9 protein-coding genes are annotated in these 12757 nt (G+C 73.5%); 5 read left to right on the top strand and 4 right to left on the bottom strand.

The window, feature by feature from the left end; translation table 11 throughout:
* Window positions 1–41 precede the first annotated feature (41 nt).
* The 3 genes from ACFU7Y_RS05145 to ACFU7Y_RS05135 all read right to left on the bottom strand — a co-directional run bounded on the left by ACFU7Y_RS05145 (window position 42) and on the right by ACFU7Y_RS05135 (window position 4880).
* Entirely contained in the window at window positions 42–2288 is a 2247-nt protein-coding gene (locus tag ACFU7Y_RS05145) for an ATP-binding cassette domain-containing protein (protein ID WP_380766516.1), read from the bottom strand.
* A gap of 244 nt (window positions 2289–2532) precedes the next feature.
* Window positions 2533–2868 (bottom strand): DUF5132 domain-containing protein, encoded by a 336-nt coding sequence (locus ACFU7Y_RS05140; protein ID WP_224284646.1) that lies wholly within the window; start codon window positions 2866–2868, stop codon window positions 2533–2535.
* 323 nt (window positions 2869–3191) lie between these two features.
* On the bottom strand, window positions 3192–4880 hold the full coding sequence (locus tag ACFU7Y_RS05135; protein WP_380766515.1) for a DUF885 domain-containing protein: 1689 nt from the start codon (window positions 4878–4880) through the stop codon (window positions 3192–3194).
* A gap of 219 nt (window positions 4881–5099) precedes the next feature.
* On the opposite strand from ACFU7Y_RS05135, the gene ACFU7Y_RS05130 reads away from it, so the two are divergent.
* Genes ACFU7Y_RS05130 through ACFU7Y_RS05110 form a run of 5 tightly spaced genes read left to right on the top strand, consistent with a single transcriptional unit; the run spans window position 5100 to window position 11611 of the window.
* Window positions 5100–6683: an ABC transporter substrate-binding protein gene (locus ACFU7Y_RS05130; protein WP_380766514.1), complete on the top strand. Its 1584-nt coding sequence runs from the start codon at window positions 5100–5102 to the stop codon at window positions 6681–6683.
* A gap of 11 nt (window positions 6684–6694) precedes the next feature.
* The gene (locus ACFU7Y_RS05125; protein ID WP_380766513.1) at window positions 6695–7663 is read left to right on the top strand and encodes an ABC transporter permease; all 969 of its coding nucleotides are present in this window, start codon (window positions 6695–6697) and stop codon (window positions 7661–7663) included.
* A gap of 35 nt (window positions 7664–7698) precedes the next feature.
* Window positions 7699–9522: a dipeptide/oligopeptide/nickel ABC transporter permease/ATP-binding protein gene (locus ACFU7Y_RS05120; RefSeq protein ID WP_380766518.1), complete on the top strand. Its 1824-nt coding sequence runs from the start codon at window positions 7699–7701 to the stop codon at window positions 9520–9522.
* On the top strand, window positions 9519–10310 hold the full coding sequence (locus tag ACFU7Y_RS05115) for an ABC transporter ATP-binding protein (RefSeq protein WP_224282821.1): 792 nt from the start codon (window positions 9519–9521) through the stop codon (window positions 10308–10310). Before ACFU7Y_RS05120 ends, ACFU7Y_RS05115 begins: the two co-directional genes overlap by 4 nt.
* Window positions 10307–11611 (top strand): FAD-binding oxidoreductase, encoded by a 1305-nt coding sequence (locus tag ACFU7Y_RS05110; protein WP_224282822.1) that lies wholly within the window; start codon window positions 10307–10309, stop codon window positions 11609–11611. Before ACFU7Y_RS05115 ends, ACFU7Y_RS05110 begins: the two co-directional genes overlap by 4 nt.
* Here ACFU7Y_RS05110 and ACFU7Y_RS05105 read toward each other — a convergent pair.
* Window positions 11601–12665, bottom strand: a complete 1065-nt coding sequence (locus ACFU7Y_RS05105; RefSeq protein WP_224282823.1) for an alpha/beta fold hydrolase — start codon at window positions 12663–12665, stop codon at window positions 11601–11603. The genes ACFU7Y_RS05110 and ACFU7Y_RS05105 overlap by 11 nt on opposite strands.
* Between the last annotated feature and the right edge of the window lie 92 nt (window positions 12666–12757).

Here is a 12757-nt window from a genome sequence, read left to right as displayed (position 1 = left end):
GGTGGCGTCACGCGGTCGGCGGGCGGGGCGGCTCGCGGCGGTCAGGCGGCGAGTTCGCCGGCCTGGAGCTGCCAGAGGGATGCGTAGAGTCCGTGCTGGGCGAGGAGTTCGTCGTGGGTGCCCTGTTCGGCGACGACGCCGCCCTTGTCCATGACGTAGATCCGGTCCGCGTGGCGCACGGTGGAGAGCCGGTGGGCGATGATGACCATCGTCCGGTCGGCCGCGAAACCGCGGAGCGTGCGCTGGATGGCGGCCTCGGTCTCGTTGTCCACGGCGGAGGTGGCCTCGTCGAGGATGACGACCGGTGCGTCCTTGAGGATCGCCCGCGCCAGGGCGATCCGCTGCCGCTGGCCGCCCGAGAGGGCGGCGCCGCGCTCGCCGATCACCGTGTCGTAGCCGTCCGGCAGTGTCGCGATGAAGGTGTGTGCCTCGGCCATCGTGGCCGCCTTCACCACGGCCTCGTCCGAGGCCTCGAAGCTGCCGTAGCGGATGTTGTCGGCGATGCTGCCGTCGAAGAGGAACGGATCCTGGGCGACGAACCCGATCGCGTGGCGCAGGTCCCGGCGCGGCAGGTCGGTCACGTCCCGGCCGTCGAGCAGCACGCTGCCGGACGCCGCGTCCTGGAAGCGCAGCAGCAGCTTGGCGACCGTCGTCTTGCCGGATCCGGTTGCGCCGACGAGGGCGGTGACCTGCCCGGCGGGGATGGTCAGCGAGAGGTCCTCCAGTACCGGCGGCCGACCGGGGTAGGCGAAGGTGACGTCGTCGAGCACGATCTCGCCCTGCACCTTGTCGGCGTCGAGCGGCCCGCCGGTGCCCTCGGTCTCCACGGGCAGCGCGCGCAGCCGGCGGACCCGGTCGTGGGCGGCGAGCGTGCGCTGGTACTGGTCGACGATGCCGCCGAGCCGGTTCATCCGCATCATCACCATCTGGGGCAGCCCGATCAGCGGGCTGAACACCTCGAACCGCAGGGTGCCGTTGAGGACCGAGCGGCCGCCGATCAGCAGGGTGCCGGCCATCGAACTGGTCGTGCAGACCCGGACGATCTCGGCGTGGCGGATCGCGCTCCGGTCGGTCTGCCGGTTGCTCTCCTGGGCCGCCTCGCTCAACTCGTCGATCCGCCCGGCCTCGTAGTCCTCGGTGCAGAAGCTCTTGACGGTGGCGCCGGCCTCCAGGCTGTTCACCAGCTGGCTGTGCAGCCTGGCCCGGCGCTCGCCGGAGACGGCGTAGTCGGCCGCGGCCTTGTCCTGGTAGTGGAGCGACAGCCAGGCGATGACCGGGATGGGCAGGAACGCGATCCAGGCGATCTGCGGGGCCAGCAACAGGAACGCCGGCACCAACAGGGCCAGGCTGGTGCCCAGTTGCAGCACATCGTTGGCCGAGGAGGCGAAGAAGTTGCCCAGCTGCCGGACGTCGTCGGTGAGTACGCCGGCGATCCGGCTGGTCCGTTCGCCTTCCAGGTGCCGAAGTTCGAGGTGCTGCACGTGGGCGTACGTGCCGCTGCGCCAGTCGTGCTCGATGTCCTGGCCGAGCCCGCGCCACTGGAGGTTCGAGGAGTACGAGAGGCCCGCCACGGCGGCGCAGGCGACGGCCACCAGTCCTGCCAGGCCCAAGAGTTGGGAGGTCGCGGTGGTCAGACCGATGCGGACCAGCGGCGCGGCCTCGCCCTTGATGAGGACCAGGGCGGTCCAGCCGAGGAAGGTTCCGAGTGCCATCTCCGAGACCTGGCAGGCCACCGACAGCGCGGAGGCGCGGTAGAGGCGCCGCCGGTGCGGCCCGACGATCTCCAGCAGGGGGTGTCGTTCGGCTCCGTCTCCGGACAGCTCCCGGCTCACGTCGGCCGTCCGCCGCCAGGCCTTCCGGAGGACTGTCGCGGTCGCCGCCGCCACGCCGCCCAGCGCGACCAGCTGCCTGCTGAGCGCCGAGCCGCGGATCAGCGCGATGCCGGCGGCCACCCCGCCCCCGACGGCGAGGACGGGACGCACGACGAGGCCGCGGTCCGCCCGCGGCGCCGGCCCGGAGGCGGATCGCGGCGGTGCGGGGCGGGCGGCTGGGGCCGGGCCCGCCACGACCAGGGTGACGGCTCGGCGCACGATCCGGCCGACGTCCGTGGCGCTCACGCGCGCGTCGTGCCGGACGAGGACCCTGCCGGTGACCGGGTTGGCCTGCGCCTCGGTGATCCCGGGGATGCGCCGCAGGGCTGCGGCGAGGATTTCGGCCGTCCGGGGCCGATCGAGAACCGGCCTGACGTCCCAGCGCTGGCGGCCCGGAATGACCGAGCGAGGGCGCACGTCCAAATCCACGGAGCGATATCCGGCTTCGGCACCCAGTAGAGACGGCATGTGTACGATCACCTGTTTGCGGAGGTCGCGGGAATCCGTCATCGGCACGACGGAACACTGCGAAGGAGTGGGAGGTTCTGAAGGGGGAAGCGATGTGGCCGGCGGTCCCGCGGCCGACCGCCGCATGGGCGCATCATTCCGGCATTCGTCGGAACGCGCGCCCAGGCGACGGGTGGGGCCGCCGGACCGACCGTCAGTTCGGCTTGCCGGCTCCGGCGGTCGCGCGGATCTTCGGGGTCCTCGCCTCGCCCTCGCCCCGGTCGGAGACCTCGTCCTTTCCTCCGCTCGGGACGGCACCGTCGGCCGCACGCTGGCCGTCGCCGGAGGCGACCTGCGCGGCCACCATGTCGGCGGCCACTTCGGCCGCGAGGTCGTGGATGTTCTCCCCGGCCTCATGGGCCGCCTTCTTCACCTCCAGGACAATGCCGACGGACGTCTTGACGACGCCACGCACCAGCGGCTTGAGCAGACGCTTGGCCAGTGGGGCGACGATGAGACCGACCAGGAACGGCGGGACTACGGGTGGCATGATGCTCCATCCTCTCTACGCAGACGTATGACGGGGACCCCGGTCACTGCGAACACCGGAGCGGCGCACAGCTGGGCGGACGGACACGCCCGCCTCCGGAATCCGCCAGTCATTCCGTCGGATTATTCCGTCGGATCGAATTCCTTGATTCACGGGTTCGCCGTCCACAACCTTCGACACCGTAGTCGAGCCGGATGCATCGAGACCAAACGGCATCGGCGGGTTTCACTCGTGCGAGTGTTCTTGACCTTCCCGAGTAGCGCGAATTGCCGTACGCACATTCACCGAATCAACCGCTCATCACATCTATTAACCCGGGAGGATCAATTGCCGAGTTCCCGTGCCACCCTCCGCCGCAGGGCGGGGAACGGCAGAGCGCCACCGCCCAGCACCGCCTCGTGGAAGGCCCGCACGTCGAACCCGGCGCCCAGATCCCTCTCGACCCCCACCCGAAGCCGGGCGAACTCCAGATAGCCCGCGCGGTACGAGAGCGCCTGACCGGGCAGGTCCGTCGAGTAGCGCAACAGGTCCGAGGCGATCTGGGCCTCCGCCTCGGTGGAGTTGGCGCGCATGAAGTCATGCGCCTGCACCAGGCTCATGGTCCCGAGGTTGAGCCCGGTGTCGACCACGAGGCGCTGGGCGGTGAACCGCTCCTGCGCGAGCCGCCCGTACGCGTCCCACGGGTCGTCGTAGAGGCCCATCTCCCAGCCGAGACCGGCCGCGTACTCGGCCCATCCCTCATTGAACGCGCCGAACTCGGCCACTTCACGGCGCAGTTGCGGCAGCGACCGGCTCTCCGCCTGCCGGGCGAGGTGGAAGTGGTGGCCCGGCGCCAGCTCGTGGTAGATCAGGGAGGCCGCTCCCAGCAGCGACCGCCGGTCCAGGTCCGAGCCGTTGTAGCGGTAGCGTCCGACCGGGCTCGCCGCGGTGGGCTGCTCGTAGTACCCGAAGGTCATCCCCGCCTCCAGCGCCGGGTCCAGCCGGGCCAGCCCGTACGGCGCGGCCGGCAGGGCGGCGAACCATCGCGGCAGCATCGGAGCCAGCCGGTCGAGGTGGCCATGGAACCGCGCCTCGACCTCCTCGGGCGTCCGGGCGTAGAACCGGGGCTCCGTCCCGAGCCGCTCGTGGAACTCGGCCTCGGACCCGTGGAAGCCCAGGGCCGCGCGCACCTCCCGCATCCGCTCGGCCAGCTCACGGCACTGGTCGCGGCCGAGCTCGTGGAGCCGCTCGGGCTCGGTGTCGCCCCCGGCGTGGGTCCGGACGAAGTCCCGGTACGCCTCCTCGCCGTCCTCGTAGCGCGCCCACCCGACCTCCTGCGGAGCATCCCCCGGCTGGGCCGGGTCGTCGACGGACGCGAGCAGCCGGTCGAAGGCCGGAGCCAACTCGGCCTCCACCAGCCTCCGTACACCGTCCCGAAGGCGTCCGCGCCCAGCCGGCCCCAACCCGCCGAGCCGGTCGTCCGCCACCGTGACCCGGTGCGCAGCGGAGGACCGCAGGCCCTCGATGACGGCCCGCGCTCCGGCCAGGGCCGGTGCCGGCACCCGGAAGCCGCGCGAGGCCTGCCCGACCACCTTGTCGCCGATCGAGCCGACCACTCGCGCGAGGTCGCGCACCAGCGTCAAGTACCGGTCGGCGTCGGCCCGTTCGGCGAAATGGAAGGGGCGCAGGACCGCGTCGACGTACAGCGACAGCGGGAAGAGCCGGTACGGCGTGGCGGCGGGCGTCAGCCAGTACCACCGGCGGGCCCGCAGCTCCTGTTCGGCCAGCGCCACGAGGACGGCCACGGTGTCGGCGTCCGCACCGGGCAGTTCCGCGTCGTCGAGCGCCCGGACCCGGTCCAGAACTCCCGCCGCGAACCGGGCCCGCTGCTCGGCCTCGCCGAGCGACGCCTCCGGCAGCGTCTCGACCGGGAGCCCCTGGCGGACTCGCAGCAACGGGTCCCGCTCCAGCAGGAACTCCCAGTATCGGTCCGCCAGGTGACCGACCTCGCGATCCGGTGCGTTCGTCGTCATGCCGACATACTGACGATGCCGGACCGTCAGGTCCCCCGGTCGGCGACACCCGGGCCGCGGCGCCCCTCGAAAGAGTGAATCGGGGATCGCCACACCCGCCGCCCCGCGTCGACGCCCACCTTTCCCAGCAAGGCGAGAGGCGGCCCCATCCATTCGAACAGGCCTTTCCCTCAGCCGAGTTGAATCGCCGCCGCCAATGCCCGGTGGCACCATGACGCCATGCCCCGTCGCCCACCTCTGGTCGCCCTGGCGGCCGCCATGACCGCCGCTGCCGTCGCGCTGAGCGGCTGCGGCGGCACCACCAGGTCCTCGACGACCACCCCCCTCGTGGACCACGGGACCGTCCGGATCGCGGCGGCCAGTGAGACCCCGAGCTTCAACCCGTACTCGGCCTTCGGCGCCTCCCAGTCCCGCTACGCCTACGACTCACTGGTCAGCCTCGCCCCCGACGGCACCGTGGTCTCCGGCCTGGCCTCCTCCTGGCAGGCCACCACCACCACGGCCACCTTCACCCTCCGCCCGGGAATCACCTGCGCCGACGGCACCCCCCTGACCGCCTCCGCGGTGGCCCGGGCGCTCACCTACGCGGGCGACCCGGCCAACCAGCTCGCCGGCGCCCGGACCGTGCTGCCCAACGTCCCCTTCACCGCGAGCGCCGACGACCGGACCGGCACCGTGTCGGCGACCAGCGCCGCCCCCTTCCCGTTCCTCACCCGCACCCTCGGCCTGCTGCCGATCGTCTGCCCCGCCGGCCTCGACCGGCCCCAGTCGCTGGACCGCGCCACCCAGGGCACCGGCCCCTACGTACTGACCCGCTACACCCCCGGCGGACCGTACGAGTTCACCGTCCGCGACGGCTACACGTGGGGCCCCTCCGGGGCGACGACCGCAGAGCCCGGCCTCCCCGCACGCATCGTCATCCCGGTGGTGCCCCAGGCCTCCACCGCGGCGAACCTCCTGCTCAGCGGGGGCGTCGAGATCGCGAACGTGAACGGGCCGGACCGCGCCCGGCTCACCGGCCACGGCCTGGCCGCCACCGACGTGGCGACCGTGGTCGGGCTGACCTTCTTCAACCAGCGCCCCGGCCGGCCCCTTGCCGACCCGGCGCTGCGCCGCGCCCTGGTCTCCGCCCTCGACCGTCAGGGTCTCGCCAACGTCGCCGTCGGCGGCACCGGCCGGCCCGCCACCGACTTCGGCGCCGAGGGCGCCGTCTGCCACGCCGACCTCGCCGCCGCCAACCTGCCCGCGCAGGACGCCGCCGAGGGGCTGCGCGCCGCCGGCTGGACCCGCTCCACCGACGGCCGGCTGACCAAGGACGGCCGGGCGCTCCGGCTCCGTCTGATCACCAGCCCCGACGTCGGTCCCACCCTGCCCTCCGTCGCCGAGCTCATGGCCCGGGACTGGACGGCGCTCGGCGCGAAGGTCGACCTGGTCACCGAGAGCCTGCCCGCCCTCGTCAACGCCATGTACCGGAGCGGTGACTTCGACGTGGTGGTCGGCACCTCGCCGGGCTTCGCCCTGCCGGTCGGCTTCATCCCGTTCTTCTCCGGCCCCACCCCCGCCCAGGGCCTCAACTTCGCGGGTGTGACCAACCCCGAGTACGACGCGCTGGTCGCCCAGGCCCTCGGGGAGACCGACACCGCGGGCTGCGGCACCTGGAACCGGGCCGCCGCCGCGCTCTTCCGCTCGGCCGACGCGCTACCGATCGCCGACGGCCGGAGCACCGTGTACGGCTACCGCACCACCTTCGCCACCACCTTCGGCGGCCAGCTCATCCCCACCAGCATCCGCCTCCACCAGTGACGGGTCCCACGATGTCCGTACCCCCGCTGCTGCGGCACCCCTGGACGGTGTTCCTCGGCCGCCGCACCGTCCGGCTGATCCTCTCCCTCGGGGTCGTGCTCACCGCGTCGTTCACGATGATCCGCCTCGTCCCCGGCGACCCGGTCCGCGCCGCCCTCGGCGTCGACGCCGCCCCGTCCCTGGTGGCCGCCCGCAGGCACGACCTCGGGCTCGACACACCCTTCCTGTCCCAGTACCAGCACTACCTCGGCGGCCTCCTGCACGGCGACCTCGGTACCTCGCTGGTCACCGGGGCACCCGTCGCGGAGCTGGTCCGGACCCGGCTGCCGGCCACCCTGGAAATCGCCGGCCTCGCCTTCCTGGTCACCCTCGCCGTCGCCCTGCCCGCCGGCCTGCTGGCCGCCGTCCGCACCCGCGACGGCCGGCATCCGCGCACCGAGCTGGCATTCACCGCGGTCACCGCCGGTCTGGCCGGGGTGCCGGACTTCGTCCTGGCCGCCGGGCTCACCGCGCTGCTGGCCGTCGGCCTCCAGCTGCTCCCGGTGGCCGGCGCGGCAGGCGTCGAATCATTCGTCCTGCCGGTCCTCGCGCTCTCCCTCGCACCCACCGCCGTCCTGGTGCGCATCGTCCGGGTGGAGGTGTTGAAGGTGCTCGACGAGGACTACATGCGCACCGCGCGGAGCAAACGGCTGTCCCCCGCACGCCGCTACCTGCGGCACGCGGTGCCGAACACGGCGACCGCCACACTCACCGTCGCCGGGGTCCTGCTGCCCGCCCTGATCGCCGGCACCGTGCTGGTGGAGAAGGTCTTCGACTGGCCCGGCATCGGTTCGGCCATGGCGCAGTCCGTGGTCGCGCAGGACTACCCGGTGGTCCAGGCGATGGTGCTGGTGCTGGGCACCACCGTGCTGCTCGCCGGCCTCCTGGTCGACGTGGTGCTGGCCGTGCTCGACCCCCGCTCGGCGATCCGGGAGACCTGACCATGCCCCTTCCACTCGGACGCCCGCGCTCGCCCATGGCCTGGGTCACGGCGGCCATGCTGACGTCGCTGGTCGTGCTCGCACTGGTCGGCCCGCTCGTCTGGGGCGCGTCTGCCGACCGCCCGGACCCCTCGGCGGTGCTCCAGGGCCCGTCCGCGGCGCACCCGTTCGGCACCGACAACCTCGGTCGGGACCTGCTCGCCCGGGTCCTGACGGCCACCCGGTCGTCCCTGTTCCTCGCACTCGCGGCGGTCCTGCTCGGCGCGACCGGGGGCGTTCTCCTCGGGGCGTCCACCGCCGTCGTCGGCCTGCGCGCCCGTCGGCTGCTCTCCGGGCTGATCAACCTCCTGCTCGCCTTCCCCGCGCTCCTGGTCGCGATGTTCCTCGCGGTCGTGTTCGGCGCGGGCGCCGGCGGGGCGGTGCTCGCCCTCGCGGTCGCGGGCGTCCCCGGATTCGCCCGACTCGCCCAGACCCTCGCCGCCGGCGTGGCGGGCACCGACCACCTGGCCGCCGGCCGGGTGCTCGGCCTGCGCCGCCACCGGCTGCTGTGGCGGCACGTCCTGCCCAACATCGCCGAGCCCCTGCTGCTGAGCACCACCACCGCGGCAGGCACCGCCCTCGTCGCACTCTCCGGGCTGAGCTTCCTCGGCCTGGGCGTCCAACCGCCCGGGTACGACTGGGGGCAGCTGCTCAACCAGGGACTCACCCGCATCTACGCCGACCCCCTACCGGCTCTCGCTCCGGGCCTGGCCATCGTCTACGCGGCCCTGACCTTCCAGCTGCTCGGCGAGGTCCTGGCCGGCAGCGTCGCCCGCCGCGGCCCGGCGACGCGCACGCCCGCACCGACGCTCGCCCCGAGTGGCCCCGCCGAGGACGGCCTGGTGCTCCAGGTCGAGGACCTCCACGTCGAACTCCCCACTCCTGACGGCACGATCCGGCCGGTGCGCGGTGTGAGCCTCGCACTGCGGCCGGGCGAGATCGTCGGGCTCGTCGGCGAGTCGGGCTCCGGCAAGTCGCTCACCGCGTTCGCCATCGCCGACCTGCTCCCGCCCGGGGCCCGGGTGTCCCGGCGCACCCTGCGCCTGCTCGGTGTCGACCTCGCCGCCCTGACACCCAAGGAACGGGACCACCACCTCGCGACGGGCCTGGCGGTGATCTTCCAGAACCCGGCCTCGGCACTCAACCCGTCCCTGAGGGTCGCCACCCAGCTCACCGAGACCGCCCGGGCCCACCGCGGCGCGAGCCGCGCGCTGGCCGCTTCGGAGGCCTCCGACGCCCTGCGCCGGGTCGCACTGCCTCCGGCACTGCTGCGCTCACGCCCTCACCAGCTCTCCGGGGGCCAGCGCCAGCGCGTGATGATCGCCTCCGGGCTGATGGTGCGGCCGGGCCTGATCATCGCCGACGAGCCGACCACCGCGCTCGACGTCACCGTGCAGCGGCGGATCACCCGGCTGCTGTCCGACATCCGGCGGGACACCTCCGCCGCGATCCTGTTCATCAGCCACGACGTCGCGCTCGTGGGCGAGTTCTGCGAACGGGTCCTGGTGATGTACGCGGGCACCATCGTCGAGGCCCTGCCCGCCGACCGTCTCACGGCCGGCACCCGGCACCCCTACACCCGCGCACTGGTCGAATCGGTACCGGACCTCACCGCGGACCGCGGCCGGCCGCTGCCGACCGTGCCGGGAACGCCGCCCGACCTGCTCTCTCCCGCCCCGGGCTGTCCGTTCGCGCCCCGCTGCCCGCGCCGCCAGGACCGCTGCGCCGAGGAGGCCCCGCCGCTGGAGGACCTCGACGCGGTCCACCGGGTGGCCTGCTGGAATCCGGTACCGGTGGCGGCGGAGGTGGTCGCGCTGTGACCACCCTTCAGGTCTCCGACCTCACTGTCCGCCACCACGGCCCGCACGGCCTTGTCGCCGCCGTCGACGGGGTGTCCCTGGAGGTCCCGTCCGGCACCACGCTCGGGCTCGTGGGCGAGTCCGGCTCCGGCAAGTCGAGCCTGGCCCGCGCGGTCGTCGGCCTCACTCCCGTGCACGGTGGCCGGGTCCTGCTCGACGGCCGGGAGGTCCGCGCCCGCACCGTCCGCGACCGGCGTCGGCTCGGCCGCCTGGTCCAGGTCGTCCTCCAGGACCCGGACACCGCGCTCGACCCGCGGATGACGGTCCGTCAGGCGCTCGTCGAAGCGGCCACCGTCTTCCGCCGACTCGACCGGCCCAGCCGTGCCGAGCGCGTCACCGAGCTGCTCGGCCTTGTCGGCCTGGACCCCCGGCTCGCCGACCGCCTGCCGCGTCAACTGTCCGGCGGGCAGCGCCAGCGAGTCGCCATCGCCCGCTCCCTGGCCGTCGAACCCGGCCTGCTGATCGCCGACGAGATCACCTCGGCGCTCGACGTCTCGGTGCAGGCCGCCGTACTCAACACGATCCGCGAACTCCAGCGACGGCTCGGGCTGTCCATGCTCTTCATCGGCCACAACCTGCCGGCGGTCTGCCACGTCTCCGACACGGTGGCGGTCATGCGGCACGGCCGGATCGTCGAGACCGCCCCCACCGAGGCCATCCTGCGCACCCCGCAGCACCCGTACACCCGGACACTGCTCGCCTCCGTGCCGTCCCTGCGCACACCCCCACCCGAGGAGAGGCCGTCATGACCGTCATGCACCCGGACGCGGTGGTCGTCGGAGCCGGGGTGATCGGCGCGGCCGTCGCCCTCGAACTCGCGCGCACCGGGCGGCAGGTGGTCGTCGTGGACAAGGCGGGTGCCGTCGGCCACGGCTCCACCAGCGCCTCCAGCGCGATCATCCGGTTCAACTTCTCCACCTTCGACGGCGTCGCCACGGCCTGGGAGGCTCAGCACCTCTGGACGTCCTGGCCCGACCACCTGCGGCTCGCCGGCCGCCGCCCGCTCGCCGTCTTCCACCGCACCGGCGCCGTGCTGCTCGACTCCCCCGCGGTCGTACCGTCCGAGGTCACCGCCCTGTTCGACCGCGCCGGCGTCCCGTACGAGCGCTGGGACACCCCGACGCTGCGCGGGAGCCTTCCCGGGATCGATCCCGGGCGGTACTGGCCTCCGAAGCCGGTGGACGACGACGCCTTCTTCGCCGGCCCGGCCGGTGAGCTCGGCGCCCTGTTCACCCCGGACGCCGGGTACGTCGACGACCCGCAGCTCGCCGCCCAGAACCTCGCGGACGCGGCGAGCGAGCTGGGCTCCCGCTTCCTCCTCCATCACACCGTGGTGGCCGTCGACCGGCACGCGGACCGGGTGACGGGCATCGGCCTGGCCGACGGGACGCGGATCACCGCCGCGGTCGTGGTCAACGCCGCCGGACCGTGGTCGGGGGGCCTCAACCGGCTGGCGGGGGTCGGGGGCGACTTCACGATCGGCGTGCGCCCGCTACGCGAGGAGGTCCACCAGGTCGTCGCGCCGGACGGCCACGCCGCCGGCCCCGGCCCCGTGGTCGCCGACCTCGACCTCGGCACCTACCTCAGACCCGCCCCCGGCAGGCACCTCCTGGTCGGCGGGACGGAGCCGGACTGCGACCCGCACGAGTGGATCGACGATCCGGACAATGCCGACCCCCGCCCCACCGCACACCGCTTCCGCACCCAGGTGACCCGGGCAGCCCGCCGCTTCCCGGCGATCGGCGTCCCCAGCCGGCCGCTCGGAGTCGCGGGGGTGTACGACGTCGCCGACGACTGGACCCCGATCTACGACCGAACCGCCCTCGACGGCTACTACGTCGCCATGGGCACCAGCGGCAACCAGTTCAAGAACGCTCCGCTGGTGGGCCGCTTCCTCGCGGCCCTGATCGAATCGGTCGAATCCGGCCACGACCACGACGGTGACCCGGTCCGCTACCGCTGCGAACACACCGGCAACGTCGTGGACCTGGGCGCCTTCTCCCGTCGACGCCCGGTCCGGGCAGGCTCGGCGCGGACGGTCATGGGGTGATCACACGCAGCTCCCGCACCAGGTCCCCGACCACGCCGACCACGAACTCGGGCGCCTCGTGCGGGAAGTCGTGGCCGGTGCCGTCCGGAGTGTGCACCAGTCGGGACGCCGTCGACGCCGCCAGGTACCGCACCCTGCTGCGGAGGTAGAAGCGACTGATCCGCTCGGCCTCGGCGGCGTTTCCGGCGGCGGCCAGCACCGCCTCGCCGCCGGTGAGGTCCCGGGGTATCACCAGCACCAGCGGCAGGTCGCCGAGATCCCCGTCGTACACCACGGTCTCCCAGCCCACCCTCGCCAACCCGGACGGCGACAGCTCGGCGAAGATCGACGCGGCGGCGCAGCCCTGCCCGACCCGGCCGCCTGGGCCGCGGTGCGCGCCGAACAGGTGCCGCACCGCCGTCAGCAGGAAGCCGCGGCGCATCGCCGCGAACTGCCGGTTGGGCGGCGCGAAGGCGATGACCTCCAGGGGCGTCGGATCCAGCAGCACGAGCCCCGCCACCAGATCCGGCCGGCGCCTGGCCACGTTCGCGACCAGCAACCCGCCGAAGGAATGACCGACGAACACGAAAGGGGCCCGCTCCCCCGCCCCCTCCAGCGCTGCCGGCAGCTCCTCCGCCTCGGCCGCCGTCGTCCGGGGGAAGGGCCCGACGTCGCTCCAGCCCGTCCCCAGGCGGTCGACCAGCACTGACCGGCCCCGGGCCGACAGCATCGTGTGCAGCTCCCGGAACTCCTCACCAGGGGCGTGCCCGCCGGGCATCCAGACCACCGTCGGCCCGCCCCCGGCCTCCCCCTCGGCGAGGACGTGCATCCGGTGACCACCCACATCGACCAGGCGCCCCGGCGGCGGATTCTCCCGCCCCTCGCGGGCCACCAGCACCAGATGACGAACGGCTCCCGCCGCCAGCAGCACACCGACAGCCATCGCCAGGCCACCGAGCGCCACCGCCCAGGCCGCCCCCACTCCGACAAGGCCGCCGCCCACCCCCGCCACCACCAGCGCGACCGGCACCCCCAGCCAGTCCCGGCTCAGCAGCGCGAGCAGGGAGTTCGCCATCCGTCCGTCCCGTCGCATCGGTCCTCCGCAACGGCGCTCGAAAACCGATTCCTCCCATTCTTCTTCCCCCATCCGTCCGCCCCGACGCCACG

This window comes from Kitasatospora sp. NPDC057542, assembly GCF_042801945.1.
GTDB lineage: Bacteria > Actinomycetota > Actinomycetes > Streptomycetales > Streptomycetaceae > Kitasatospora.
This window is presented reverse-complemented; position numbering and strand designations above follow the sequence as displayed.